Source organism: Sphingomonas endophytica, assembly GCF_014199415.1.
GTDB classification, from domain to species: domain Bacteria; phylum Pseudomonadota; class Alphaproteobacteria; order Sphingomonadales; family Sphingomonadaceae; genus Sphingomonas; species Sphingomonas endophytica.
In genome coordinates, this window is record NZ_JACIJN010000005.1 from 246,038 (window position 1) to 270,428 (window position 24,391).

A 24,391-nucleotide genomic window follows, 5' to 3' on the forward strand; every position below is an offset into this window, starting at 1 on the left:
CGGATGGCTGCAACCATGATCCACCGTCACCGGCTCGCCACCCGCGTGTGGCACTGGCTCAACGCGGTGGCGATCTTCATCCTGATCGGGTCCGGGCTCGGCATCTCGAACGCGCATCCGCGGCTTTATTGGGGGCGGTACGGCGCCAATTTCGACCACGCCTGGGCGCAGCTCCCGCGCTTTCCTGCGTGGCTGACGATACCGGCGAGCTACAATCTCGCGATCTCGCGGCGCTGGCATCTGTTCTTCGCGCTGGTGCTCGGCTTCTCGCTGCTCGCCTATATGATCGTCAGCCTGCTCAATCGCCATTTTCAGCGCGACCTGCGCGTGCGGCGGCGCGATGTCGGCACGGCGCATCTGCGCGCCGACGTCCGCGCGCATCTCGCGCTGCGCTTCCACGATCCCGAGGCGCCCGGCGAGTACAATGCGCTGCAGAAGCTCAGCTATGTCGCCGTGATCTTTTTCGCGCTCCCGCTTGTGATCTTTACCGGGCTGGCGCTGTCGCCCGGCATGGATGCGGCCTGGCCGTGGCTGCTCGACCTGTTCGGCGGTCGGCAATCGGCGCGGTCGCTGCACTTCGTCGCGATGGCGGTGATCGCTCTGTTCACGATCGTCCATCTCGCGCTGGTGATCCTCGCCGGCTGGCGCAACGAGCTGCGCTCGATGCTGACCGGCTGGTGGCGGGTGCCCGAATGATCCGGCGGCGGACCCTGCTCGGCGGCGGCGCGGGGCTGATGCTCGCCGGCTGCGACCGCGTCATCCAGCAGCCGACGGTGCGCTCGATCGTCTTCAAGGGCGAGGACATGCACCGCGCGCTGCAACGCGCGCTGTCGAATCGCGACGCGCTCGCCCCCGAGTTCACGCCCGAGCAGATGTCGCCGCGCTTCCGCACCAACGGCACGCGCGATCCGAGCACGCCAGCCTATGCCGCGCTGCGCGCCGGGCGCTTCGCCGACTGGCGGCTGACCGTCGACGGACTCGTCGCGCGGCCGCTGTCGCTGTCGCTCGCCGACCTCGGCCGCTTCCCGCAGCGCGCGCAGATCACCCGTCACGATTGCGTCGAGGGGTGGAGCGCGATCGGCAAATGGCAGGGACCGCCGCTCGGCGACGTGCTCAAGGCGGCGGGGCTGCGCGACGCGGCACGCTACATCGTGTTCCGCTGCGCCGACCTGTACGGCGGCGCGCCTTATTACGAATCGATCGATCTGATCGACGCCTTCCACCCGCAGACGATCCTCGCCTGGGCGATGAACGACCGCTTCCTCGACGTCGGCCACGGCGCGCCGCTGCGGCTGCGGGTCGAGCGCCAGCTCGGCTACAAGCACGCCAAATATCTGATGCAGGTCACCGCGGTCGCCAGCCTCGCCGGGATCGGCAAAGGGCGCGGCGGCTATTGGGAAGACAATGTCGATTACGACTGGTGGGCGGGGATCTGACCGGGCTCGCCCGGACATGATCAGGCTTTCCGCCTCTTTCCGCGCCGGCCGACCGGCGCGGCGTGGGATCAGGCTTGGGGCGGGGGCGGCAGCGGATCCGCCGCCTTCTCGGCCTTGCGCGATCGCCGCCGCAGCGCGACGACATAAATGATCGCCGCCACGCTCGCGAACAGGAACCACTGCACCGCATAGGCGAGATGGTTGTTCGGGATCGACTCGATCGACGGGGGATTGTTCGGTGCCAGCCCGGCGGCCGGCGTCGCGGCGACCAGCATCAGCTCGCGCGGCGCGTGCGGCTGCGTCACCTCTGCGATCAACGGCCGCGGATCGGGCGCGTGCGCGATCCAGCCGCTGACCTTGCCGCCACCCCACGCGACCTTTCCGACCGGATCGCGGGTCGTGCCGATCTGGACGCGCAGCCCCGGCCCTTCCGCGCCCGTCCGGCACAAGGCGATGACGCGATACCCCGCCGCCCCCGCCCCGGCGCGGGTGATCGACACCGGCTCGAGGCAGAAGGCGCTGCTGCGCCGGAACAGCAAGGTCTCGTCCGAGACCCGCGGAAAGGCGACCGCCGGCCGCGTCGGGTTGGCGGCAAGCTGCGCAAGAAACGCTTCCTTTTGCGGCCGTCGATCGAGCAGCTGCCACAGCCCGAGCGCGATCATCGCCGCGATCGCGATGCCGACGACGATCGTCGGGAGCAGCGGAATGCGCTTCACTGTACCAGCCGCCCCTCACCCGCCGCATGGCGGTATTCGGCGGCGAGCAGCCACCCCTTGGCGACGCGCAGCGACCAGACGATCGCAACGGTGCTCAGCGGCACCCACAACAACACGTGGAGCCACCACGGCGGAGAGAAGGAGAGTTCGACGACGATCGCCAGCGCGACGACGATCGCGCCCCATGCCAGCACCAGCAACGCCGCCGGGCCGTCGCCGACGTTGAAGCCCGCGATCGACAGCCCGCATGCCGAACAGCGGTCGGCGAAACGAAGGACGCCCGCAAACAAGCTGCGGGCGCCACATCGGGGACATAACCCCTTGATTCCACAATCGATCGGCCGGGGCGGCGCCCCGACCGTCGACCGACCGGCGTCGCTCATCCGCCGTGGACCGGTGCGCCCCAGCCGCCCCATACATAGACGGTGACGAACAGGAACAGCCACACCACGTCGACGAAATGCCAGTACCAGGCCGCCGCCTCGAAGCCGAAATGCTGCTTCGGCGTGAAGTCGCCCTTATAGGCACGAATCAGGCAGACGATCAGGAAGATCGTGCCGACGATCACGTGGAAGCCGTGGAAGCCGGTCGCCATGAAGAACGCCGCGCCATAGTTGATCCCCTTGAACGGGAACGGCGCGTGCATGTACTCATAGGCCTGGATGCTGCTGAACAGCAGACCCAGCACCACGGTCAGCCACAGTCCCTTGAGCACGCCGTCGCGATCGCCGACGCCCAGCGCCCCCCAGAAACCGCGCTTCTCGCCGCCGCGCTGGTTGTGGATCAGCGCGTGGTGCGCCCAGGTGACGGTGGTGCCCGAGAGCAGCAGGATCAGCGTGTTGAGCAGCGGCAGTTCGAAGGCGTTGATGACCTCCAGCCCCTTGGGGGGCCATTGCGCGGCGATCGCCGCGGCGCCCTCGGCGGCGCGCTCGACCTGCCCGTCGACGACCTGCATCGCGGTCGGGAACAGCGAGAAATCGAAGAACGCCCAGAACCAGCCGACGAAGAACATCACCTCGGAGGCGATGAACAGGATCATCCCGTAGCGGAAATGGAGCTGCACCACCGGCGTATGATCGCCGGCATGCGCCTCACGGATCACCTGATGCCACCAGCCGTACATACAGAACAGCACCGATGCGAAGCCGATCAGGAACACCCAGCCGCCGCCGGTGCCCTGATGCATGTACATGATGCCGCCGGCCGCCATGATCAACGCCGCGAAGCTGCTGAGCAGCGGCCACGGGCTGGGGGGCAGGATGTGATATTCGTGGTTCTTGGCACCCGCCATGCGCGGCTCTCCCCAATTCGCTTATTGCGGTGGTCTTAGCTGTTCGTTTTCGCGGAATCCACCGGGTAAAAGGTGTAGCTGAGCGTGATCGTCTGCACGTCGCGCGTGTCCGGATCGCTCAGGATCTTGGGGTCGACGTAGAAGATCACCGGCATCCGCTGCGTCTCGCCGGGCTTCAGCGTCTGCTGCGTGAAGCAGAAGCACTGGATCTTCGTGAAATATTTGCCGGCGATCGCGGGGGTGACGTTATAGGTGGCGGTGCCCGTCACCGCCTGCGCGCCGCGGTTGGTGGCAGTGAAGAACGCCATGTCGCGCGCGCCGATCTCGACCGTTTCCTGCTCCTGCTCCGGCACGAACCGCCACGGCAGCTTGGGGCTGGTATTGGCGTCGAACGCGATCTCGATCTTCCGGTGCACCCCGCCCGGCGCCGCGACGCCGCGCCCGGTGGTGCCGTTCAACCCGGTCGCCTGACAGAACATCCGGTAGAGCGGCACGCTGGCGAAGGCGAGCCCGGTCATGAAGCAGATCCCCGCCACGGCGAGCAACGCGGTGCGCAGCGTCCGCGGGCGCGGCCCCGTCCGATCAGGCGTGCTCAATGCGCCATGCCCTGCTTGATGCGCGCGATGGTGATGAAGAACACCAGCACCACGAACGCGCCGAGCAACAAAGCGACGACGATCGCGCGCGCCTTCTGCCGGCGGCGGATCAGATTTTGCTCGTCTTCGGTCATGCCACCCACCGGTCGACGACCAAAGCGCCGAACATCACGAAAAGATACAGGATCGAGTAAGCGAACAGGCGCTTCTCGTAGAACATCGGCGTCGCGGCGCGCTTCGCGCCGACCGTGACCAGCGCCGCCAGCACCGCGAACGCCGCGGTCATCGCCACGGCCACCACGCCATAGACGCTGCCGGTCAGCCCGAGCGGCCAGGGCGCGATCGCCACAGCCGCCATCGGGATCGTGTACAGCCCGATCTGCCGCCGCGTCGCCGCCTCGCCGGCCACCACCGGCAGCATCGGCACGCCGGCATTGGCGTAATCGGTCTTCACGAACAGCGCGAGCGCCCAGAAATGCGGCGGCGTCCACAGGAAGACCAGCGCGAACAGCAGGAACGGCAGCAGCGCGATCTGCCCGGTCGCGGCGGCCCAGCCGATCAGCGGCGGAAACGCGCCCGCCGCGCCGCCGATCACGATATTCTGCGGGGTGCGGCGCTTGAGCCATACGGTGTAGATCAGGACGTAGAACAGGATCGAGACGGTCAGGATCGCCGCGGCGGCGAGATTGACCGCCAGCCCCATCAGGATCACCGAGAAGGCGCCGAGTCCGACGCCGAAATGCAGCGCCGACTGGCGGTCCATCCGCCCCGCGGGCAACGGACGCTGCGCGGTGCGCTTCATCGCCGCGTCGAGATCGGCCTCATACCATTGGTTGAGCGCCCCTGCCGCACCCGCGCCGAGCGCGATGCACAGGATCGCGGTGAAGCCGAGCACCGGATCGATCGCGACCGGCGCGGCCAGCATCCCGCACAGCCCCGTGAACACGACGAGCGTCATCACCCGCGGCTTGGTCAACGCCAGGAAATCACGCCAGTCGGCGGGCGGCAGCAGGGGGGCGGCGGGGGTCATCGGCACGCGCCCGTCTACTCCCGACCGGCGGGCGTGGGAAGCCTCGCCTGTATCATCGCGGCGCGATCCTCATCATGGCGATATAGACGCTTAACCCTCTGCCGCCTAAGCGGATCGCGAGACAGCGAGGGGGGGGACCATGCGGCCGGACGAACGTCAGCGATCGGGGAAGGCGGCGCTCGTCGCCCTGGGACTGCTCGCGGCGGCGCTGCTGGCGTTCCAGATCTTCAAGGTGGCGGTGCGCCCGCTCGTGATCACCGATCTGCGCTACGTCTGGCTGGCGGGTGATTTCTGGGCCTCGGGGCTGAACCCGTATGGCGCGGATTACATCCCGCGCAGCGTTGCTAAGTTCGGGGAAGCCGGACGGGTGTCCGTCTGGGTCTATCCCTTCCAATGGTATTGGATAGCGCGGCCGCTGGCGCTGCTTCCGCCGCTCGCCGCGCTGCGGGTCTGGCAGGTCGCGAGCTTTCTGCTGCTGGCGGCAGGCAGCGTGCTGACGCTGCGCGCGGCGACGTTGCTGGGCGCGCGGGCAGGCTGGCTGACGATCGGGCTGCTGGCGGTCTATGCCAGCTCCTTCACCCCGCTGGCCGGGCTGGTGCAACTCGGGCAACCGGTGCTGCTGTCGGTCTTCGGCTTTACGGTTCTGGTCTATGGCATAGCGGCGGGACGCGATGGCGTGAAGCTGGCCGGCGTCGTGCTGCTCGCGCTCAAACCGCAATTCGGCATCCCGATCCTGCTGCTGTTCGCGACCACCCCCGGCGGGTTGCGGCTGTGCGTGATCGGCGGCGTGCTCACCGCGGCGCTGGCCGGGCCGCCGCTGCTCATCAGCGGCGTCGCCGGACAGATCGTGGGAATGATCGGCAACGCCACCGCCGGCTATGGCGACGTGCTGGTGAACCGTCCGATCTCGATGGTGGGGCTCCCGAACCTGATGGCGTTGCTGGCCGGGGTCGACCTGTCGGTCGGCGCCGGGCTGCTGGTCGCGAGCGTCGTCGCGCTGGCGCTCGGTCTCGCGCTCCGTCGCACCACGCGGCTGACCGCGGTCGACAAGACGACCTATGTGACGGCCGCCGCGGCGCTGGTCGTCTCGGGCCTCGTCGGCGTTCATACCTATGATCTGACGGTGCTGCTCGTCCCGCTGCCACTGTTGCTCCGCGAGCGCGGCGCGTCCTTGTGGATCGGGCTGGCCGGCTACCTGCTGCTCTGGCGGGTCGACCAAATGGGGCGGCTCTTCGGTCTCGACGCCCTGACCGAGACGATCGCGCTGAGCTCGGCCGCGGTGCTGCTGATCGCGCTGGGCTGGGTGGTCAGCGCCGCCGCACGGATGCGCGCGGCGGCGTAAGCAGGCCGCGCGGAAAGGAAGCGGAAGCGCGGGGCCGGTCGGGATCGGCCGGACGCCCCGCCACACGGCCGACTTGCCCCGCACTGGCCCCTGCCCCGACCGAAAGAGTTCGGCCCACTGACGTGAGAGCGGGCCGGTGCTGCCGCTGATCCGGTTTTGCCGGATCAGGCTTAGCCATAACCACCGGACGTCCGTCCCACGTTCGCCCGCTGCCATGCCCGCCGCGCGGCGCGCGGTTATCCAGCGCCGTGCCGCCGCCCGCGCCAAACGCCTGCCCCACAAACGAGAACGGCGGAGGAGCCGATGCTCCCCCGCCGTCCTGCATGCGCATCGCCGCGATCGTCAGTCGATCTTGGGCAGCGTCTCGAACTGGTGGAACGGCGGCGGGCTGGACAGCGTCCACTCCAGCGTCGTCGCGCCTTCGCCCCACGGATTGTCGGGCGCCTTCTTGCCCGCGATCAGCGACCAGATCAGGTTGACGAAGAAGATCGCCATGCCGGTCGCCATGATCATGTAACCGATCGTCGCGACATTGTTCCAATGCGCGAAGCCGTCCGGATAATCGGGGTAGCGACGCGGCATCCCCTGCAACCCGAGGAAGTGCATCGGGAAGAACATCAGGTTGACGCCGACGAAGAACACCCAGAAGTGCAACTGGCCGAGCAGCTCCGAATACATCTTCCCGGACATCTTCGGGAACCAGTAATAGAAGCCCGCGAACAGCGAGAACACCGCGCCGAGGCTGAGCACATAGTGGAAGTGCGCGACGACGTAATAGGTGTCCTGCATGTAATCGTCGACGCCGCCGTTGGCGAGCACGACGCCGGTGACGCCGCCGACGGTGAACATGAAGATGAAGCCGATCGCCCAGACCATCGGCGTCGGGAAGCGCAAGCTACCGCCCCACATCGTCGCGATCCACGAGAAGATCTTGATGCCGGTCGGCACCGCGATGACCATCGTCGCGGCGGTGAAGTACATCTTCACGTTCACGCTCATGCCGGTCGTGAACATGTGGTGCGCCCAGACGACGAAGCCGACCACGCCGATCGCGACCATGGCATAGGCCATGCCGAGATAACCGAATACCGGCTTGCGGCTGAACGTCGCGACGATGTGGCTGATGATGCCGAAGCCCGGCAGGATCATGATGTACACTTCGGGGTGGCCGAAGAACCAGAACAGATGCTGGTACAGCACCGGGTCGCCGCCGCCGGCGGGATCGTAGAAGGTGGTGCCGAAGTTACGATCGGTCAGCAGCATCGTGATCGCCGCCGCGAGCACCGGCAGCGCGAGCAGCAGCAGGAAGGCGGTGACCAGCACCGACCAGGCGAACAGCGGCATCTTGTGCAGCGTCATGCCCGGCGCACGCATGTTGAAGATCGTGGTGATGAAGTTGATCGCACCCAGGATCGAGCTGGCGCCCGCGAGGTGGAGCGACAGGATCGCCATGTCGACCGACGGCCCCGGCTCGCCATAGGTGGAGAGCGGCGCGTACACGGTCCAGCCGGTGCCGGCACCGCCGAAGAACGGCGAGGCGAGCAGCAGCAGGAACGCCGGCACCAGCAGCCAGAAGCTGATGTTGTTCATGCGCGGGAACGCCATGTCGGGCGCGCCGATCATCAGCGGCACGAACCAGTTGCCGAACCCGCCGACCATCGCCGGCATTACCATGAAGAACACCATGATCAGGCCGTGCGCGGTGACGAGCACGTTCCACAGGTGCAGCGCCTGGTCGAACGACTGTTCCTCGCCGCCGTGCAGCATCGATGCCCAGTGCGGCAGATACTGGATGCCGGGATGCATCAGCTCGGCGCGCATCAGCCCCGAGATCGCGCCGCCGATGATCCCCGCGACGATCGCGAAGATCAGGTAGAGCGTGCCGATGTCCTTGTGGTTGGTCGACATGAACCAGCGCGCGAAGAACGCCGGCTTGTGATCGGCGTCCGCGTGATGGTGGTGATCGTCGTGCGAGACGAAGGCGGACGGGTGGAGCGCGGTGTCGGTCATGATCTTAGCGTCCGGCTTCGCCGACGCCGCCCGGATTGCCGGTGGCGCCCTGCGGGGAAGTGGGGGGAGTGTCGGTCCCGTTCTCGGTCGGTCCGGTGATCGCATTGGCGACCGCCGCCTCGTCCATCGCGGCGGCGGAATTGTCCGCGCCCGGCTGCGGGATCACGGCATCGGACGCCTTGCCCGGTGCCGGCATCGAGCCGCCCTTGGCTCGCACCCAGGCCGCGAACTGCGCCGGGGTGACCGCCTCGACCGCGATCGGCATGAAGGCGTGGCGCGCGCCGCACAATTCGCTGCACTGGCCGAAATAGAGGCCGGGCTTGTCGATCGTGAAGCTGGTCTCGTTCAGCCGGCCCGGGATCGCGTCGAGCTTGATCCAGAACGCCGGCACCGCCCAACTGTGGATGACGTCATTGGCGGTGGTGATGAGGCGGATCGGCACGCCGACCGGCAGCACGACGCGATTGTCGGTCGCCAGCAGGCGCGGGCCGTCGGCGGCGGTGCGCGCGCGCTCGCCGGCCGCGACCTGATTGCCTTCCTTCAGCATGTTGGCGGTGATCTCGATCCCGCCGTGATCCGGATATTGATAGCTCCAGAACCACTGGTTGCCGATCGCCTTCAGCGTCACCGCGCCGGCTGGCGCGGGCTTGAACTGCGCCTGCAGCAGCCCGATCGACGGCACCGCGATCGCGACGAGGATCAACACCGGGATCAGCGTCCACGCCACCTCGATGGCGGTGTTGTGGCTGGTCCGCGACGGCGTCGGATTGGCGCTGGCGCGGAACTTCACGATCACGACCACCAGCAGCACCAGCACCAGGATCGAGATGATCGTGATCAGCGGGAAGAGGATGCGATCGTGAAACCAGTGCGCGCGCAGGCCGTTCTTGGTGACCTGCGGCTGGATGTGGATCACGCCGTCGAGCGGCTGCCCGACACCGGGCGCCGAGGTGGTGGCGTTGAAGGCCGGTGCGCCGTCCATCGCCAGCGCGGACGATTGCGGTGCGGCATCCGCCTTTTGCACGGTGCCGCCGGCCTGACCCTGATTCGAGTCGGCGGGGCGCAGCCCGCTCGGCGCGGCGGTGGCCGCGGTGGCGGGGGACGTCGCGGCACCAGCCGGCGCCTGCGCGCCTGCGCTACCCGCGCCCGTCAGGGCGGTCAGCGCGAAGCCCGCTGCCAATACCCAACCCTTGATCCCGGTTCTCAGCATCTCTTTATCGTCACCCCTGTGGTGGTGCGCATTCGCGTACCGGGCGTATCGAAGCGCCCCTCCTGCATCTGCCTATAGCATGGCATCCCCTCGCCTCAAGGGGGCGTGCGTCCGGGCTTTTCTCGCCCGAGGCGCGTTGCGCGGGCGCAGGCGGGCTTCTATGGCGCGCGCAGGAGACCAAGCACACGATGACCGACGACGACGTGCTCGCCGAATTCCGCGCCGCCGACGCGCTGCTGGAAGGGCATTTCATCCTTTCCTCGGGGTTGCGCAGCCCGCGTTACCTGCAATGCGCGCGCGTGCTGATGAACCCGCGCCGCGCCGCGCGACTCGCCGAGGGCGTGGCGGCGCGAATCCCCGCCGCGCTGCGCGCGCGGATCACCGCGGTGGTCGCCCCGGCGATGGGCGGGGTGATCGCCGGGCAGGAGATGGCGCGCGCGCTCGACGTCGACGCGATGTTCGTCGAGCGCCCGACCGGCACCTTCGAGCTGCGTCGCGGCTTCCGGCTGGAGCCCGGGCAGGAGGTGCTGATGATGGAGGATGTCGTCACCACCGGCCTGTCGAGCCGCGAGGCGATCAAGGCGATCGAGGCGGCTGGCGGGCGCGTGATCGCGGGCGCGGCGCTGGTCGACCGCTCGAACGGCACCGCGGATATCGGCGTGCCGTTCTTCCCGCTGATCCGGCTGGAGGTGCCGACCTACCAGCCCGACGATCTGCCGCCTGAACTTCAGGCGATCCCGGCGATCAAACCGGGCAGCCGGGCGGCGGCGTGACGATGGGCGGCCCGTTGCGCCTCGGGGTCAATATCGACCATGTCGCGACCGTGCGGAACGCGCGGGGCGGCGGGCTGCCCGATCCGGTGCGCGCCGCGCTGCTCGCCGCGCAGGCTGGCGCCGATGGCATCACCGCGCATCTGCGCGAGGATCGCCGCCACATCACCGATGCGGACATCGCGCGGCTCTCCGCCGAACTGGCGATTCCGCTCAATCTGGAGATGGCGGCGACCGACGAGATGCTGGCGATCGCCTTGCGCCATCGCCCGCACGCCGCCTGCATCGTCCCCGAAAAGCGCGAGGAGCGCACCACCGAGGGCGGGATCGACGCCGCCGGGCAGCACGACCGCCTCGCGCCGATGGTCCGCGAACTCGGCGCGGCGCAGATCCGCGTCTCGCTGTTCATCGAGCCCGACCCGCGCCAGATCGCCGCGGCGGTCGCGCTCGGCGCGCCGGTCGTCGAGCTGCACACCGGCCGCTATGCCGAGCTGGACGGCGACGCCCGAACTGCCGAGCTGCGCCGGCTCGCCGATGCCGCGGCGCTGGCGGCCAAGAACGGAATCGAGGTCCACGCCGGGCACGGCCTGACTTTCGACAATGTCACGCCCGTGGCGGCGATCCCGCAAGTCCGCGAACTGAACATCGGCCATTTTCTGATCGGCGAGGCGATCTTCACCGGGCTGGAGGACAGCGTGCGGCGCATGAAGGCGTTGATGGACGAGGCGCGGTGACCGGCCCGGCCGCGCGTCTGCCGACGGCGAAGGCGTTCACGCTCGTCGCCGTCAACGTCGCCGGGTGCGGGGCCGCGGCGCTCGGGTTGCTGGTAATGGCGTTGCTGGTGAACGTCGGGGACGGCTTCGACGCCGGCATGGGTGTCGTGACGCTGGCATCGGCGATCGCAGCGGCGCTCCACGGCGTCGCCATCGTGAAGGCGTCCCGCACGGAGAAGGGCCTGGCGTGGACGCTTGCCGCTTTGCCCATGTGGATCTTGATCCTGCCCGGAATGGCGGCATGATCGTCGGGCTCGGCTCCGACCTGTGCAACATCGAGCGGATCGCGCATTCGCTCGAACGCTTCGGCGACCGCTTCGAGGCGCGCGTCTTCACCGACGTCGAGCGCGCCAGGGCCGATCGCCGCCCGTTCACCAAGGCCGGCACGCTCGCCAAGCGCTTCGCCGCGAAGGAGGCGTTTTCCAAGGCGGTCGGCACCGGTTTCAAGTCGGGCGTGTTCATGAAGGACATCGGCGTCGTCAACGCCCCCTCCGGCGCGCCGACGCTGGCGCTGACCGGCGGCGCGAAGGCGCGGCTCGATGCCATGATCCCCGCCGGGCACAGCGCGCGCATCCATCTGACATTGACCGACGACCATCCCTGGGCGCAGGCATTCGTCATCATCGAGGCCATTGCCGACCGACATGCAGGAGCCGAGTGACCGCGTGGCAGAGGATATCGCATTGACCGGCGACCGCACGCCCCCGCCCGCCACGGCCGAGGCGGCCGCGCCGCGCACCGGCTTCGACTGGTGGGGCGAGATCAAGGGATTGTTCTGGCTGTTGCTGGCGGTGCTCGGCTTCCACAGCTTCATCGCCAAGCCTTTCTACATCCCGAGCGAATCGATGCTCCCCGGCTTGCTGGTCGGCGATCGGCTGGTGGTGTCGAAATTTGCGTATGGCTGGTCGTTCGTTTCGCCGACGATCCCCGATCCGGTCGCGATCGTCCGCGGCACGTTGCTCCACCAGCCGGTCGACAGCTGGTCGGTGCAGGTGCCGTTCGTCCATGGCCGCATCTGGGGCAGCCTGCCCGAGCGCGGCGACGTGGTGATCGTCACGCCGCCGGGCCAGTCGAGCGACTATATCAAGCGCGTGATCGGGCTGCCGGGCGATACGCTGGCGGTGCGCGGCGGCGTCGTGATCCTCAACGGCGTGCCGGTGCCGCGCGGCCCGCTCCATTATCGCGACCTGCCCGTCGACGCGAACGCGACCTGCGATCCGGCGCAATATCCCGGCGCACGGCAGGAGCGCGCCGACGGCAGCGCGGTCTGCCACCTGCCGATCGTCACCGAGACGCTGCCCAACGGCCGCCGCTACGACACGGTCGATCTGGAACCGGACAGTGTCGGCGACAATTATGGCCCGGTGACGATCCCGGCAAACCACGTCTTCCTGATGGGCGACAATCGCGATCGCTCCGCCGACAGCCGCTTCGCGCTCGGCGGGTTCGAGCGCGGGTTGGGCGGGCCGGTGCCCTATGAGAATATCGGCGGCCGCGCCGAGTTCATCACCTTCTCGGTCGACGGCAGCGCCGGCTGGAACCCGCTGAGCTGGCCGCGCGCGCTGCGCGGCGGTCGCGCGGGCACCTCGCTCCACCCGACGCGCGTCCCATGAGCGACACGCCCGAGGTGCGGATCGACGCCGGTGGCGAGCGGGTCCGCGTCCGCGCCGGCGCCAGTCCCACCGAGGTGCGGGACGAATCGACGCGCCACGAAATCCGCCGCGCCGCGGTCTGGCTCGGGATGGCCGGCGCGATCGCGCTGGTGGTCCTGCTGATCCAGCCGCTGCTCATCATCTTCGCGGCGCTCGTCTTCGCCGCGCTGCTCGACGGTGGGGTGCGGCTGCTCGGGCGCGTGCTGCCGATCGGGCGCAGCTGGCGGTTGCTGATCGTCTGCCTGCTGACCATCGCCTTCCTGCTCGGCACCTTCTATCTCGCCGGCGTCCAGATCACCGCCCAGGCACAGCAACTCCGCTCGACCGTCGAGGTGCAGGTGCTGCGCGTCAGCGGCTGGCTGAGCGCGCAGGGGCTGATGCCGGGCGTCAGTGACCTGGGCGGCGTCGCCCGACAGGCGATGGCGTCGCTGGGCCGCGTCACCAGCTGGCTGGGCACCGCCGCGGGCGCGCTGACCAGCGGCTTCATGATCGTCGTGCTCGGGCTGTTCATCGCGATCGACCCGCACGGCTATGAGCGCGGGATGCAATGGATGGTGCCCGAGCGCCACCGCATCGAGTTCGCCGTAACGGTCAAGCGCATGGCGCAGACGCTGCGCCGGCTGCTCGCCGGACGCCTGCTCGGCATGGCGTTCGAAGGCGTGCTGACCGCGATCGCCTTGTGGATCGTCGGGGTGCCGATGGCGATGATCCTCGGCATTCTCACCGGCCTGCTCGCCTTCATCCCCAATATCGGCGCGTTCATCTCTGGCGCGCTGATGGTCGCGGTCGGCTTTTCGGCGGGCGTGCACACCGGGGTGCTGGCGATCGTCGTCTATATCGTCGTGCAGACCTTCGACGGCTATGTCGTGATCCCGATGGTCGCCAAGCGCACCGTCGACCTGCCCCCGGCGCTGACGCTCGGCGCGCAGATCCTCGCCAGCGCGCTGTTCGGGATCATGGGGCTGGCGCTCGCCGATCCGATGACCGCGATCCTCAAGACCGCAATGGAGCGCCGCTCCGAAAACGTCGAGGACAGCCAGCCGCACGACTGACCGTTGCGCGGCACGGCTGGCGCGCCCCGCCGGACGCTGCTAAAGCCCGCGTCCCGTGTAGGAACGGGCGCAGGAAGAACCGATTGCGCGTCGACGAGCCAGCTTCAACTCCCTCGACCATGTCTGCCGCCGATGCCGCGCCGCTGGTCGCGCTGAAGCCGGTCCAGACGCTGCGCCGGCGCTGGCCGATGCTGCTGGCGACGGTGCTGAGCATCGCGATGCTGATCGGGGTCGGCTATGAGCTGTTCGACGACGGCCTCGCCGGCGTCCGGCGCGTGACCCCGGTGTCATGGGGCTTCTATCTCTTCTTCCTGGCGTCCTATTTCACCCTGCCGGTCTGTGACTTCGTCATTTTCCGGCGGCTGTGGAACGTCCCCGCCGCCGCCTTCCCGGCGCTCAACCGCAAGCGGATCGCGAACGACATCCTGATCGGCTATTCGGGCGACGCCTATTTCTACGCCTGGGCGCGCGCACGGCTCGACATGGTCGCCGCGCCGTTCGGGGCGGTGAAGGACGTCACGATCGTCTCCGGCATCACCGGCAACGTCACCGCGCTGCTGCTCGCGGCGATCGCGCTGCCGCTCGGCTATCAGCTGATCGCGCCCGAGGTGGTGGCGGCGATGATCTGGTCGCTGGTGTTTGCCACTGCGCTGTCGCTGGGGCTGATCCTCTTCTCCAAACGCGTCTTCTCGCTGCCGCGGCGCGATCTGTGGTTCATCTTCTGGATCGATCTGCTGCGGATCGGCGGCACCTGCGTCACGATCGCGCTCGCCTGGGCCTGGGCGATCCCCAGCGTCTCGGTCGGCATGTGGCTGTTTCTGATCGCGGGGCGGCAATTGGTGTCGCGTTTGCCGTTCCTGCCCAACAAAGACCTGCTTTTCGCCAATTTCGCGATCCTGGTCATCGGGCATGACCGGTCGTTGTCGGACCTGATGGCGTTCACCGCAGCGTCAACCGTGGTGATGCATGGGCTGCTGCTGCTGCTGTTCGGCGCGGTATATGTGACGGAAAGGATGCGCAGATGGCGCGAGGAACGCTGACGATCGCCCTGGCCGGTCTGCTGACGCTCGCCGCGCCGGCCGCCGGGGCGCAGGTGCTGGGCAGCGACGCCGCCGCCTGCACCGGCACCGCGCCGGGCCCGGCGATCCTCGCCACGGTCACCGGGCTGAAGGACCGCACCGGCACGCTGAAGCTGGAGCTGTACCCACCCAATGAGAAGGACTTTCTGGCGGGCGACGACGATCTGGCGCGCGAGGGCAAGTTCTTCCGCCGCGTCTCGATCGCCCCGCCCGCGTCGGGCGATGCCGCGATCTGCATCCGCGTGCCGCGGCCGGGCCGCTATGCCTTGTTCCTCGGCCATGATCGCGACGGCAAGCGCAAGTTCAACTTCTGGAGCGACGGCGCGGGCTTCCCCAGCAATCACAAGATCGGGCGCGCGCGCCCCAAGCTGGTCGACGCGCTGATCGACGTCGGCCCCGGCCTCACCCGCACCACGATCCGCGCGCAATATCTGCGCGGGTTGGGCGGCTTCGGCTTCATGCGCTGATCGGGAGACGGACCATGCGGATCGTCGACGTCAACGAATTCTACTCGCCGACCGGCGGCGGGGTACGCTCGTACCTCGACCGGAAAATGGCGCTGATGTCCGAACTGGGGCACCAGCAGATCGTGATCGCGCCCGGGCGCGAGGATCTCGTCGAGGAGCGCCCCGGCGGCGCGCGCATCCACTACGTCAAGTCGCCGGGCATCCCGTTCGACTCGAACTACGGGCTGTTCTGGGACGCGGCGCCGGTTCACGCGCTCCTCGATCATTACCGCCCCGACGTGGTCGAGAATTGCGCGCCGTGGCGGTCAGCGGCGATCGTCGCCGAGTGGCAGGGCGATGCCCTGCGCTCATGGTTCATGCACAACGACAATCTCGAGACCTATCCCAAGCGCTGGTTCGCACGGGTCGCGTCGGAGGCGACGATCGAGCGCGCGTTCGGCTGGTACGATCGCTACATGAACCGCTGGCTCGACAAGTTCGATACCGTCGTCACCAATGGTCCGGTGCTGACCGAGCGACTGCGCGCGCGCGGCATCCGCGTCGACGAGACGATGACATTGGGGATCGAGCGCGAGCATTTCTCGCCCGCGTTGCGCAGCGCCACGCTCCGCGCGGCGATGCTCGAACAATGCGGGCTGCCCGAGGATGCGTTCCTGCTGATCGGGGTCGGGCGGCATCATCCCGAGAAGCGCTGGCCGATGGTCATCGACGCGGTGCGCCGCGCCGGGGCGAAGCTGCCGGTCGGGCTGGTGCTGCTCGGGCTCGGGCCGGACACGCGGACGCTGGAGCGGCACATCGCCGAAAGCCCGCACGTCCGCATGTTTCAGCCGATCTATCACCGCGGCCAGCTCGCCTCGATCATGGCCAGCGCCGACGCGCTGGTCCATGGCTGCGACACCGAGACGTTCGGACTGGTCGCCTCGGAAGCGCTCGCCTCGGGGCTGCCGCTGATCGTGCCCGACCGCGGCGGCGCGGCGGCGGTGCCGAAGCCCGAATATGGCGCATGGTTCCGCAGCGGCGACGCCTATGACTGCGCGCGCGCGATCGTCGCGCTGGCGTCACGCGACAAGAAGTTGCTGCACCGTGCGGCCGCGATCGCCGCGCCGAAGGTGTGGAGCGACCGCGAACATGCGCAGGCGCTGATTGCGCATTATCAGGCGCTGATCGACGCGCGCGCTACGGTCAGCAGATCGGCATAGGCCGCCGGGCGGCGCCCGCCGCGCGTGAACGCGGCGAAGGTGCGGTCGATGCTGCGCAGCAATGCCGGGCGCGTCACGTCGCCGGGATGCACCGCGATCCGCACCGTCGGCAACGGCTGGAGCGCATGGCGCAGCACCGCCGCCGCGGCGAGCGAGCTGAGCGCGCGCGCCTCGCTGCGACTCGCCCAGGTGATGACCGGGCCGCGCGCCACGACCCCGCCGCCCGGTGCCCAGACGCGCGCATGATCCTCGGCAAGCGCGAAGCCGGCGTCGCCGAGCGCGGCGCGCGCGCCGTCCGAATAAAGCCACGCCGGCGCGATGAACCCCGCCGCCGCGCGACCGGTCGCGTCTTCCAGCAGCGTCTTGCCGCGCCGCATCCGCGCCAGCGCCTCGTCATGACCGAGCCCGAGGAACTCGCCCTCGCCGGCGGTCATCCGCCTGGCCTTGAGCGCCGCGACGCCATTGTGCGTGCTGTCGTCGCGATGGAACCAGCCATGGACGAACATCTCGACGCCCGCATCGGACCAGCGTCGCAGCCGCGCGGTGAACGCCGGGGTCCAGGGCGCGCTGCCCCAATGATCGGGGACGACCAGCATCGCCAGCCGCTCGCCGACATAGGGCGCGAGCCGGTCGAGCAATTGGTCGACCTCGCGCTCGAAGCGCGGCGAGACATCGTGGATGGAGGCGAGCAGGCGCTTCATGGCCGCCAGCACATGCGCACCCGGCCGCGCGGGCGCAAGTCTCAGTCGTCGGCGATCGCGCGGGCGAGCAGGTCGCGGATCGCGATCAGCGTCGGCGTGGCGGCGACTGCCGCCGGCGCGGGGGCCGGTTCGCGGGCGAGCAATTGCTGCACGCCCTTGATCGTATAGCCCTCGCGATTGAGCAGCCGGTCGATCCGCTCGACCAGCGCCACGTCCTCCGGTCGATAATAACGGCGGTTGCCCGCGCGCGTCACCGGCCGGAGTTGCGGAAAGCGACTTTCCCAATACCGCAGGATATGCGGCGCGAGGCCGGTCGCCTGGGCGACCTCGCCGATGGTGCGAAACGCGGCGGCGGATTTGGCGTCCGACGCCAAAAGCTCAGCCCGCGACGATGCGGTCGCGCATCATCTGGCTCGCACGGAAGGTCAGCACGCGGCGCGGCGCGATCGGCACCTCGACGCCGGTCTTCGGATTGCGGCCGATCCGCTCGCCCTTGTCCCGCAGCACGAACGTGCCGAAGCCCGAGATCTTGACGTTCTCGCCCTTCGCGAGCGCGCCGCACATATTGTCGAGGATCTGCTCGACCAGCCGCGACGAATCCGCGCGTGAGAGCCCCACCTGCTTGTGGAGCGACTCCGCCAGATCGGCGCGGGTCAACGTACCTGCTTCAGTCATCGACTTCCCTCTACCCCCCGGAAAGGTTGCACAATTCACGTCCCGCTTAGAACGAAGCGCGCGAATTGTCGATGCAGCCGCCCGTCGCGGGTCAGACGCGGATGACCGCCGCGCCCCAGGTGAATCCGCCGCCCATCGCCTCCAGCACGACGATGTGTCCGGGCTGGATCCGGCCGTCGCGCATCGCCTGGTCGAGCGCCAGCGGAACGGAGGCGGCCGACGTGTTGGCGTGCTGGTCGACGGTGACCACAACCTTTTCAGACGGCAGGGAAAGTTTGCGCGCCGTGGCGTCGAGAATGCGAGCGTTCGCCTGGTGCGGCACCACCCAGTCGACCGCGTCGGTGGGCAGTCCGGCGGCGTGCAGCGCCTCCTCCATCACCGCCGCCAGATTGACGACGGCATGGCGAAAAACCTCCCGCCCCTTCATCCGCAGCTTGCCGACGGTGCCGGTCGTGGACGGACCACCATCCACAAAAAGCAACCCATTATGGCGGCCATCGGCGTGGAGCCGGGTGGCAAGCACGCCGCGCGCGCCCGGATCGTTGACATCGGCGACGGAGTCGCGCGCTTCCAGTACGATCGCACCCGCCCCGTCGCCGAACAGGACGCAGGTGGTGCGATCCTCCCAGTCGAGGATGCGGCTGAACGTCTCGGCCCCGATCACCAGCGCACGGCGGTGCGCGCCGGCGCGGATCATGCTGTCGGCGACCTGCACCGCATAGAGGAACCCCGAGCAGACCGCCGCGACGTCGAACGCGACGCAATCGTCGATCGCCAGCATCGCCTGCACCTTGGTGGCGGTGGCCGGGAAGGTGTTGTCGGGGGTGGCGGTGGCCAGCACGAGCAGGTCGATGTCACCCGGCGCCAGCCCGGCCGAAATCAGCGCGGCGGCGGCGGCATCGCGCGCCAGCGTGGCGGTCGTCTCGCCCTCACCCGCGATATGGCGGAAGCGAATGCCGGTGCGCTCGACGATCCATTCGTCGGACGTGTCGACCCGCTCGGCCAGCTCGGCATTGGAGACGCGGCGGGCGGGCAGCGCACTGCCCGTTCCCGTCAGCACGGCACGGATCATGCAGCCGCCTTCGCTTCGAAATGGCGCAGATCCTCGACGATCCGGCGCGTCAGGTCGGCGCGCACCATCTTGGCGGCGTTGCCGATCGCGGTCGCCACGCCGCGCTCGTTCGCGCTGCCGTGGCTTTTGACCACCAGCCCGTTGAGCCCGAGGAAGACCGCGCCATTGTGATTGTTGGGGTCGAGGTGATCGCGCAGCAGCTCGGTCGCCGGGCGCGAGATCAGGAAGCCGACCTTCGAGCGCACCGAACTGCGGAACGCGCGCTTGAGCAGGTCGGCGACGAAGCGCGCGGTACCCTCGGCGGTCTTGAGCGCGATATTGCCCGAGAAGCCGTCGCAGACGATCACGTCATGCTCGCCACGCGACAGCCGGTCGCCCTCGACGAAGCCGGTGAACTTCATCGGCAGGTGCGGGGCGGCGCGCAGCATCTGCGCGGCGTCGCGGATCTCGCCGGTGCCCTTCTGGTCCTCGCTGCCGATGTTGAGCAGCGCGACGCGCGGCGCTTCCAGCTCCAGCGTGGTGCGCGCATAAGCCGCGCCCATCACCGCGAATTGCACGAGGTTGCGCGCGTCGCACTCGGTGTTGGCGCCGAGGTCGAGCATCACGCAGTCATTGTCGCCGAGCGTCGGCAGCAACGCCGCCAGCGCCGGGCGGTCGATGCCGCGCATCGTCCGCAGCGACAGTTTGGCCATCGCCATCAGCGCGCCGGTGTTGCCGGCGGACACCGCCGCGGCGGCACGCCCCTGCTTCACGCAGTCGATCGCGACCCCCATCGAGGTCGTCTTCGCGCGACGGATCGCCTGGCTCGGCTTCTCGTCGCCCGCGATCACGTCGGGGGCGTGGACGATCTCGGAATGCTGGGCGAGATTCGGGTGCTGCGACAGCCCGTCGCGAATCGCCGCCTCGTCGCCGACCAACAGATAGTTGACGTCGTCGTAGCGGCGGCACGCGCGCGCCACCCCGGCCAGCATCACCGCCAGCCCCTCGTCACCGCCCATCGCATCGACGGCGATCCGGGACCTGTCGGACATCACTGGACCTCGCTCCCGAAGCTGTGCCTGCACCCGGTCAGGCTCAGGCGTCGACCGCGATGACCTCGCGACCGTTGTAGTGACCGCAGGCGGTGCACAGGTTGTGCGGACGCTTCAACTCGCCGCAGTTCGGGCATTCCTGGAACGCCTCGACCGAGAGAGCGTCGTGCGCGCGGCGCATGCCACGGCGGGAGGGAGAAGTCTTTCGCTTGGGGACGGCCATCGTGGCACCTTGATTTGTCTAGTATTTCATAAGAGCGACGAACCGGTGCACGGTGCCGCGCGGACGATGCAAGCACCGGCCGCGGCAGACAGCCGGGCATCGGCTCGCATCGCGAAGCCCCGCGCCTATAGCGAATTCCCCGGCGGTTGCAAGTAAAGCCCGTCACACGTCCTCCGCGCGATCAACGCTTCGCGGCTGCCGAGGTGTCCCTCTCACGCCGAGAGCGCGCGGTCGCTGACGAACATATTGTGCGCGCGCTCGTGCGCGAAGGTGCTGGGCTTGCCATGGCCGGGGATGAAGGCGGTGTCGTCGCCGAGCGGCCACAGCTTGGCGACAATCGATTCGAGCAATTGCTTGTGGTTGCCCTGCGGCAGATCGGTGCGCCCGACCGACCCCTGGAACAGCACGTCGCCGACCTGCGCGAATCGCGACGGGGCATGGTGGAAGATCACATGGCCCGCGGTGTGGCCCGGCGTGTGATAGACGTCGAGCGTCAGGTCGCCGACCATCACCGTGTCGCCGTCCGCCAGCCAGCGGTCGGGCTCGAACACCACGCCGCGAATCCCCCAGTTGCGCCCGTCCTCGTCGAGCCGCGCCAACCAGAAACGGTCGTCCTCGTGCGGCCCCTCGATCGGAACGCCCAGTTGCTCGGCGAGCGGTTTGGCCTCGCCGGCATGATCGATATGGCCATGGGTCAGCAGGATCTTCTCGACCGTCACCCCGGCCTGCTCGATGGCGGACAGAATGAGCGGCAGGTCGCCGCCGGGATCGACCACCGCCGCCTTCATCGTCGCGGTGCACCAGATCAGCGTGCAATTCTGTTCGATCGCGGTGACGGGAACGATCGCGGCGCGCAACGGGGTGTCGGTCATCGTAAACTCCTGCCGGGATGCCGGATCGCCGGTGTTCGGCGGATTAACTTCGACCTTGGTCGGACGCAACGCGACTTGCAGGCGTAACGACGGGCGGGCATCACGGGAGCCGATGCGCCTCGCCGCCCCCTTTGTCCTGCTCCATGATGCCCGCGCCGGACTGGATCGCGCGCGGCTGTATCGCGCGCCGCGCCGCGTGCTCACCGCACATCGCCCGGCGGAGGTGCCGGCGCTGCTGGCGGCGATCCGCGCCTGGCCCGGCGCGGCGGCGGGCTTTCTTTCCTATGGTGCGGGTGCGGCGTTCGAGCCGGCCGCGGCGGGCGAACCCGCCTCCCCGACGCCGCTGGCGTGGTTCGGGCTGTTCGACGGACATGAGGAGATCGAGGACGTCGCCGCGCTGCTCCCCGATCCGGCCGGCGCCTGGACCGGCGCGCCCGAGCCCGAGGCGTCGCGCGCGGAATATCGCGCGATGTTCGATGCGGCGCAGGCGCTGATCCGCGCCGGCGACCTGTACCAGCTCAACCTCACCTTCCGCGCGCGCGTGCCGTTCCTCGGCGATCCGCTCGCGCTCTACGCCGGCCTGCGCCGCGCGTCCGCCGCCGGCTGGAGCGCGCTGGTCGCCACCGGCACGCAGACGATCCTGTCGCTCTCCCCCGAATTGTTCTTCACCCGCGACGGCGACGCGCTCGTCAGCCGCCCGATGAAGGGCACCGCGCGCCGTCACGCCGATCCCGCGATCGACCTTGCGGTCGGGCGCGCGCTCGCCGCCGACGCCAAGCAGCGCGCCGAGAATCTGATGATCGTCGATCTGATGCGCAACGATCTGTCGCGCGTCGCGGTCCCCGGGAGCGTCGCGGTGCCCGAGCTGTTCGCGGTCGAACGTTACCCGACCGTGCATCAGCTCACCTCGAAGGTCACCGCGACGCTGGCGCCGGCGCGTGACGCGGTCGACGTCCTGTCCGCGCTGTTTCCGTGCGGCTCGATCACCGGTGCGCCCAAGGTCCGCGCGATGCAGGCGATCGCCGCGGTCGAGCGCGGCAGCCCGCGCGGCGCCTATACCGGCGCGATCGGGCGGATCGACGCGGACGGCAGCGCGGCGTTCAACGTCGCGATTCGCACGCTGACGATCGACGAGGGCGCGGATCATGCGGTGGTGGGGATCGGTGGCGGGATCGTCGCCGATTCGCGCGTCGACGACGAATGGGACGAGGCGATGGCCAAGGCCGCGTTCCTCGCCGGGGCCCGCCGCTGCGTCGACCTGCTGGAGACGATGGCCTTCGACCCCGACGAGGGGGTGCTGCGGATCGAGCGGCATCTCGAACGGCTGCGCGCCAGCGCGGTCGCGCTCGGCTTCGTCTTCGATCGCCACAGTGCGCGCAACGAGTTGCAGGCCGCGACCTTCCGGTTGAGCGCCGCCGCGCGCGTCCGGTTGCTGATGGCGCAAAGCGGGGTGACCGCGATCGAGATCGCCGCCGCGCCGCCGGCGCCCGACCGCCCGCTGCGCGTCGCGCTCGCGCCGCTCCCGGTCGGCGAGCGCGACTGGCGGCTGCGCCACAAGACCAGCGACCGGCGCTTCTACGACGATGCGCGCGCGGCGAGCGGCGCTGACGAGGTGCTGTTCTTCACCCCCGACGGACGGTTGACCGAGGGGAGTTTCACCAGCCTGTTCGTGCCGCGCGGCGACACGTTGGTCACCCCCCGCGCCGGTCCGCTGTTGCCCGGAGTCCTGCGCGGCGAGCTGCTCGACACCGGCAAGGCGGTCGAGGGCGATCTGGTCGCGGCGGACCTGCGCGACGGGCTGTTCGTGGGGAATGCGTTGCGCGGACTAATGCGTGCCACGCTCGCGGTTGCACAATGAGGCCGACCGTCGCATAGGCGCAGCGCTTCCTAGTCAAAGGCGCTCATCATGCAGACCTCCGCCGCGCTCGACCGCATCAATCCCTCGCCGACGCTGGCGATCACCAGCCGCGTGCTGGAGCTGAAGCGGGCCGGCGTCGACGTGATCGGTCTGGGCGCGGGCGAACCCGATTTCGATACGCCCGACTTCGTGAAGGAGGCCGCGATCGAGGCGATCCGCGCCGGCAAGACGAAGTACACCAACGTCGACGGCACCGCCGAGTTGAAGGACGCGATCGTCGCCAAGTTCAGGCGCGACAACCGCCTCGACTATACCCCGGCGCAGATCAGCGTGAACGTCGGCGGCAAGCACACGCTCTTCAACGCTTTGGTCGCGACGCTCGATGCGGGCGACGAGGTGATCGTCCCCGCGCCATATTGGGTCAGCTACCCCGATGTCGTGCAGTTCGCGGGCGCGACCCCGGTGATCGTCGCGGCCGGCGCGGACGTCGGCTACAAGCTGACCCCGGCGATGCTCGAGGCGGCGATCACGCCGAAGACCAAGTGGCTGATCCTCAACTCGCCGTCGAACCCGACCGGCGCGGCGTACACGGTCGACGAGCTGAAGGCGCTCGGCGCGGTGCTCGAGCGGCATCCGCACGTGTGGATCTTCGCGGACGATATGTACGAGCATATCGTCTATGACGATTTCCGCTTCGCGACGATCGCCGAGGTCTGCCCGTCGCTCTACGAGCGGACGCTGACCGTCAACGGCTGTTCCAAGGCCTATGCGATGACGGGCTGGCGGATCGGCTTTGCGGCCGGCGCGACCTGGCTCATCAAGGCGATGGCCAAGCTCCAGTCGCAGTCGACCAGCAACCCGTGCTCGATCGCGCAGGCCGCGGCCACCGCGGCGCTGACCGGCGACCAGTCGTTCCTCAAGGAGCGTGCGCAGGCGTTCCAGGTCCGCCGCGATCTGGTCGTGGACATGCTCAACGCCGCCGAGGGGATCACCTGCCCGAAGCCCGAGGGCGCCTTCTACGTCTATCCCAGCGTGGCAGGCGTAATCGGCAAGTCGACCCCGGCGGGCAAGCGGATCGCGACCGACAGCGATTTCGTCGGCTATGTGCTCGACGACGCCAAGGTCGCGGCGGTGCAGGGTGTGGCGTTCGGCGTCTCGCCGGCGATGCGGATCAGCTACGCCACCTCGGAGGCGCTGCTGACCGAGGCGTGCCAGCGCATCCAGGCGGCCTGCGCCGCGCTCAAATAGGCGCTTTTGCGAAACGATCGCTTTCGCACCCTGCGATGGAACGTCAGCCTTGCTGTCCGTATATCGACGCCAGATGAACGGCCGGCCA

Annotated in this window: 29 protein-coding genes; 14 read left to right on the forward strand and 15 right to left on the reverse strand. The window is 68.9% G+C overall.

Features of this window, described 5'->3' with window-relative positions; translation table 11 throughout:
• Positions 1-3: 3 nt before the first annotated feature.
• Complete coding sequence (locus tag FHS97_RS09575; RefSeq protein ID WP_184036379.1) at positions 4-696, forward strand: cytochrome b/b6 domain-containing protein; 693 nt, start codon at positions 4-6, stop codon at positions 694-696.
• Positions 693-1,436, forward strand: coding sequence for a molybdopterin-dependent oxidoreductase (locus FHS97_RS09580; protein WP_184036382.1), 744 nt, complete (start codon positions 693-695; stop codon positions 1,434-1,436). Before FHS97_RS09575 ends, FHS97_RS09580 begins: the two co-directional genes overlap by 4 nt.
• Before the next feature lie 68 nt (positions 1,437-1,504).
• Here the strand turns inward: FHS97_RS09580 and FHS97_RS09585 are convergent, their stop codons facing one another.
• The 6 genes from FHS97_RS09585 to FHS97_RS09610 form a co-directional block, all read right to left on the reverse strand.
• Complete coding sequence (locus FHS97_RS09585; protein ID WP_184036385.1) at positions 1,505-2,152, reverse strand: SURF1 family cytochrome oxidase biogenesis protein; 648 nt, start codon at positions 2,150-2,152, stop codon at positions 1,505-1,507.
• The gene (locus tag FHS97_RS09590; RefSeq protein ID WP_343053416.1) at positions 2,149-2,442 is read right to left on the reverse strand and encodes a DUF983 domain-containing protein; all 294 of its coding nucleotides are present in this window, start codon (positions 2,440-2,442) and stop codon (positions 2,149-2,151) included. Before FHS97_RS09590 ends, FHS97_RS09585 begins: the two co-directional genes overlap by 4 nt.
• Positions 2,443-2,531: 89 nt before the next feature.
• Entirely contained in the window at positions 2,532-3,443 is a 912-nt protein-coding gene (locus FHS97_RS09595; RefSeq protein WP_184036393.1) for a cytochrome c oxidase subunit 3, read from the reverse strand.
• A gap of 35 nt (positions 3,444-3,478) precedes the next feature.
• Positions 3,479-4,039 carry a cytochrome c oxidase assembly protein gene (locus FHS97_RS09600; RefSeq protein WP_260396680.1) on the reverse strand — a complete coding sequence of 187 codons (561 nt, stop codon included), beginning with the start codon at positions 4,037-4,039 and terminating at the stop codon, positions 3,479-3,481.
• On the reverse strand, positions 4,036-4,173 hold the full coding sequence (locus FHS97_RS09605; protein ID WP_184036396.1) for a hypothetical protein: 138 nt from the start codon (positions 4,171-4,173) through the stop codon (positions 4,036-4,038). Before FHS97_RS09605 ends, FHS97_RS09600 begins: the two co-directional genes overlap by 4 nt.
• Entirely contained in the window at positions 4,170-5,069 is a 900-nt protein-coding gene (locus tag FHS97_RS09610) for a heme o synthase (protein ID WP_184036399.1), read from the reverse strand. The genes FHS97_RS09605 and FHS97_RS09610 overlap by 4 nt, the downstream gene beginning before the upstream one ends.
• 139 nt (positions 5,070-5,208) lie before the next feature.
• On the opposite strand from FHS97_RS09610, the gene FHS97_RS09615 reads away from it, so the two are divergent.
• Complete coding sequence (locus FHS97_RS09615; protein ID WP_184036402.1) at positions 5,209-6,411, forward strand: hypothetical protein; 1,203 nt, start codon at positions 5,209-5,211, stop codon at positions 6,409-6,411.
• 342 nt (positions 6,412-6,753) lie between these two features.
• On the opposite strand, the gene ctaD is transcribed toward FHS97_RS09615, so the two are convergent.
• Entirely contained in the window at positions 6,754-8,421 is a 1,668-nt protein-coding gene (gene ctaD, locus FHS97_RS09620; RefSeq protein WP_184036405.1) for a cytochrome c oxidase subunit I, read from the reverse strand.
• A gap of 4 nt (positions 8,422-8,425) precedes the next feature.
• Entirely contained in the window at positions 8,426-9,631 is a 1,206-nt protein-coding gene (gene coxB / locus FHS97_RS09625) for a cytochrome c oxidase subunit II (protein ID WP_184036409.1), read from the reverse strand.
• A 188-nt stretch (positions 9,632-9,819) separates the two neighbouring features.
• On the opposite strand from coxB, the gene pyrE reads away from it, so the two are divergent.
• The 9 genes from pyrE (at position 9,820) to FHS97_RS09670 (ending at position 16,623) form a co-directional block, all read left to right on the forward strand.
• A complete protein-coding gene (pyrE, locus tag FHS97_RS09630; protein WP_184036412.1) occupies positions 9,820-10,404 on the forward strand; it encodes an orotate phosphoribosyltransferase in 585 nt (194 codons plus the stop codon).
• Positions 10,405-10,406: 2 nt separating this feature from the next.
• On the forward strand, positions 10,407-11,135 hold the full coding sequence (locus tag FHS97_RS09635; RefSeq protein WP_184036529.1) for a pyridoxine 5'-phosphate synthase: 729 nt from the start codon (positions 10,407-10,409) through the stop codon (positions 11,133-11,135).
• On the forward strand, positions 11,132-11,419 hold the full coding sequence (locus tag FHS97_RS09640) for a hypothetical protein (protein ID WP_184036415.1): 288 nt from the start codon (positions 11,132-11,134) through the stop codon (positions 11,417-11,419). Before FHS97_RS09635 ends, FHS97_RS09640 begins: the two co-directional genes overlap by 4 nt.
• Positions 11,416-11,835 carry a holo-ACP synthase gene (acpS, locus tag FHS97_RS09645; RefSeq protein WP_184036418.1) on the forward strand — a complete coding sequence of 140 codons (420 nt, stop codon included), beginning with the start codon at positions 11,416-11,418 and terminating at the stop codon, positions 11,833-11,835. The genes FHS97_RS09640 and acpS overlap by 4 nt, the downstream gene beginning before the upstream one ends.
• 4 nt (positions 11,836-11,839) lie before the next feature.
• On the forward strand, positions 11,840-12,787 hold the full coding sequence (gene lepB, locus FHS97_RS09650) for a signal peptidase I (protein ID WP_311770360.1): 948 nt from the start codon (positions 11,840-11,842) through the stop codon (positions 12,785-12,787).
• On the forward strand, positions 12,784-13,878 hold the full coding sequence (locus tag FHS97_RS09655) for an AI-2E family transporter (RefSeq protein WP_184036424.1): 1,095 nt from the start codon (positions 12,784-12,786) through the stop codon (positions 13,876-13,878). Before lepB ends, FHS97_RS09655 begins: the two co-directional genes overlap by 4 nt.
• 119 nt (positions 13,879-13,997) lie before the next feature.
• A complete protein-coding gene (locus FHS97_RS09660; protein ID WP_184036427.1) occupies positions 13,998-14,918 on the forward strand; it encodes a hypothetical protein in 921 nt (306 codons plus the stop codon).
• The gene (locus tag FHS97_RS09665) at positions 14,900-15,424 is read left to right on the forward strand and encodes a DUF2141 domain-containing protein (RefSeq protein ID WP_184036430.1); all 525 of its coding nucleotides are present in this window, start codon (positions 14,900-14,902) and stop codon (positions 15,422-15,424) included. Before FHS97_RS09660 ends, FHS97_RS09665 begins: the two co-directional genes overlap by 19 nt.
• A 14-nt stretch (positions 15,425-15,438) precedes the next feature.
• Complete coding sequence (locus FHS97_RS09670) at positions 15,439-16,623, forward strand: glycosyltransferase (RefSeq protein ID WP_184036434.1); 1,185 nt, start codon at positions 15,439-15,441, stop codon at positions 16,621-16,623.
• On the opposite strand, the gene FHS97_RS09675 is transcribed toward FHS97_RS09670, so the two are convergent.
• The 7 genes from FHS97_RS09675 to FHS97_RS09705 all read right to left on the reverse strand — a co-directional run bounded on the left by FHS97_RS09675 (position 16,578) and on the right by FHS97_RS09705 (position 21,197).
• Positions 16,578-17,324, reverse strand: a complete 747-nt coding sequence (locus tag FHS97_RS09675; RefSeq protein WP_184036437.1) for a DUF2334 domain-containing protein — start codon at positions 17,322-17,324, stop codon at positions 16,578-16,580. The two genes, FHS97_RS09670 and FHS97_RS09675, sit on opposite strands and share 46 nt — an antisense overlap.
• A gap of 41 nt (positions 17,325-17,365) precedes the next feature.
• The gene (locus FHS97_RS09680; RefSeq protein ID WP_184036440.1) at positions 17,366-17,698 is read right to left on the reverse strand and encodes a MerR family transcriptional regulator; all 333 of its coding nucleotides are present in this window, start codon (positions 17,696-17,698) and stop codon (positions 17,366-17,368) included.
• Between the two features lie 4 nt (positions 17,699-17,702).
• On the reverse strand, positions 17,703-17,999 hold the full coding sequence (locus tag FHS97_RS09685) for an integration host factor subunit alpha (protein WP_184036442.1): 297 nt from the start codon (positions 17,997-17,999) through the stop codon (positions 17,703-17,705).
• 91 nt (positions 18,000-18,090) lie between these two features.
• Entirely contained in the window at positions 18,091-19,071 is a 981-nt protein-coding gene (locus FHS97_RS09690) for a beta-ketoacyl-ACP synthase III (RefSeq protein ID WP_184036444.1), read from the reverse strand.
• Positions 19,068-20,102: a phosphate acyltransferase PlsX gene (plsX, locus tag FHS97_RS09695; RefSeq protein WP_184036446.1), complete on the reverse strand. Its 1,035-nt coding sequence runs from the start codon at positions 20,100-20,102 to the stop codon at positions 19,068-19,070. The genes FHS97_RS09690 and plsX overlap by 4 nt, the downstream gene beginning before the upstream one ends.
• Before the next feature lie 43 nt (positions 20,103-20,145).
• A complete protein-coding gene (rpmF, locus tag FHS97_RS09700) occupies positions 20,146-20,325 on the reverse strand; it encodes a 50S ribosomal protein L32 (RefSeq protein ID WP_028967316.1) in 180 nt (59 codons plus the stop codon).
• A gap of 212 nt (positions 20,326-20,537) precedes the next feature.
• A complete protein-coding gene (locus FHS97_RS09705; RefSeq protein WP_281391706.1) occupies positions 20,538-21,197 on the reverse strand; it encodes an MBL fold metallo-hydrolase in 660 nt (219 codons plus the stop codon).
• Between the two features lie 112 nt (positions 21,198-21,309).
• Here FHS97_RS09705 and pabB point away from each other — a divergent pair, with 112 nt between their 5' ends.
• Entirely contained in the window at positions 21,310-23,055 is a 1,746-nt protein-coding gene (gene pabB / locus FHS97_RS09710) for an aminodeoxychorismate synthase component I (RefSeq protein ID WP_184036448.1), read from the forward strand.
• A 48-nt stretch (positions 23,056-23,103) separates the two neighbouring features.
• Entirely contained in the window at positions 23,104-24,303 is a 1,200-nt protein-coding gene (locus tag FHS97_RS09715) for a pyridoxal phosphate-dependent aminotransferase (protein WP_184036451.1), read from the forward strand.
• Positions 24,304-24,391 lie beyond the last annotated feature (88 nt).

What these genes read in the sequence shown, in the direction of transcription:
- FHS97_RS09575 (WP_184036379.1), top strand. Translation starts at nt 4, where the DNA reads ATGGCTGCAACCATGATCCACCGTCACCGGCTCGCCACCCGCGTGTGG.
- FHS97_RS09580 (WP_184036382.1), top strand. Translation starts at nt 693, where the DNA reads ATGATCCGGCGGCGGACCCTGCTCGGCGGCGGCGCGGGGCTGATGCTC.
- FHS97_RS09595 (WP_184036393.1), bottom strand. Translation starts at nt 3,443, where the DNA reads ATGGCGGGTGCCAAGAACCACGAATATCACATCCTGCCCCCCAGCCCG.
- FHS97_RS09605 (WP_184036396.1), bottom strand. Translation starts at nt 4,173, where the DNA reads ATGACCGAAGACGAGCAAAATCTGATCCGCCGCCGGCAGAAGGCGCGC.
- FHS97_RS09610 (WP_184036399.1), bottom strand. Translation starts at nt 5,069, where the DNA reads ATGACCCCCGCCGCCCCCCTGCTGCCGCCCGCCGACTGGCGTGATTTC.
- FHS97_RS09615 (WP_184036402.1), top strand. Translation starts at nt 5,209, where the DNA reads ATGCGGCCGGACGAACGTCAGCGATCGGGGAAGGCGGCGCTCGTCGCC.
- ctaD (WP_184036405.1), bottom strand. Translation starts at nt 8,421, where the DNA reads ATGACCGACACCGCGCTCCACCCGTCCGCCTTCGTCTCGCACGACGAT.
- coxB (WP_184036409.1), bottom strand. Translation starts at nt 9,631, where the DNA reads ATGCTGAGAACCGGGATCAAGGGTTGGGTATTGGCAGCGGGCTTCGCG.
- pyrE (WP_184036412.1), top strand. Translation starts at nt 9,820, where the DNA reads ATGACCGACGACGACGTGCTCGCCGAATTCCGCGCCGCCGACGCGCTG.
- FHS97_RS09635 (WP_184036529.1), top strand. Translation starts at nt 10,407, where the DNA reads ATGGGCGGCCCGTTGCGCCTCGGGGTCAATATCGACCATGTCGCGACC.
- acpS (WP_184036418.1), top strand. Translation starts at nt 11,416, where the DNA reads ATGATCGTCGGGCTCGGCTCCGACCTGTGCAACATCGAGCGGATCGCG.
- FHS97_RS09655 (WP_184036424.1), top strand. Translation starts at nt 12,784, where the DNA reads ATGAGCGACACGCCCGAGGTGCGGATCGACGCCGGTGGCGAGCGGGTC.
- FHS97_RS09660 (WP_184036427.1), top strand. Translation starts at nt 13,998, where the DNA reads ATGTCTGCCGCCGATGCCGCGCCGCTGGTCGCGCTGAAGCCGGTCCAG.
- FHS97_RS09665 (WP_184036430.1), top strand. Translation starts at nt 14,900, where the DNA reads ATGGCGCGAGGAACGCTGACGATCGCCCTGGCCGGTCTGCTGACGCTC.
- FHS97_RS09670 (WP_184036434.1), top strand. Translation starts at nt 15,439, where the DNA reads ATGCGGATCGTCGACGTCAACGAATTCTACTCGCCGACCGGCGGCGGG.
- FHS97_RS09675 (WP_184036437.1), bottom strand. Translation starts at nt 17,324, where the DNA reads ATGAAGCGCCTGCTCGCCTCCATCCACGATGTCTCGCCGCGCTTCGAG.
- FHS97_RS09685 (WP_184036442.1), bottom strand. Translation starts at nt 17,999, where the DNA reads ATGACTGAAGCAGGTACGTTGACCCGCGCCGATCTGGCGGAGTCGCTC.
- FHS97_RS09690 (WP_184036444.1), bottom strand. Translation starts at nt 19,071, where the DNA reads ATGATCCGTGCCGTGCTGACGGGAACGGGCAGTGCGCTGCCCGCCCGC.
- plsX (WP_184036446.1), bottom strand. Translation starts at nt 20,102, where the DNA reads ATGTCCGACAGGTCCCGGATCGCCGTCGATGCGATGGGCGGTGACGAG.
- rpmF (WP_028967316.1), bottom strand. Translation starts at nt 20,325, where the DNA reads ATGGCCGTCCCCAAGCGAAAGACTTCTCCCTCCCGCCGTGGCATGCGC.
- FHS97_RS09705 (WP_281391706.1), bottom strand. Translation starts at nt 21,197, where the DNA reads ATGACCGACACCCCGTTGCGCGCCGCGATCGTTCCCGTCACCGCGATC.
- pabB (WP_184036448.1), top strand. Translation starts at nt 21,310, where the DNA reads ATGCGCCTCGCCGCCCCCTTTGTCCTGCTCCATGATGCCCGCGCCGGA.
- FHS97_RS09715 (WP_184036451.1), top strand. Translation starts at nt 23,104, where the DNA reads ATGCAGACCTCCGCCGCGCTCGACCGCATCAATCCCTCGCCGACGCTG.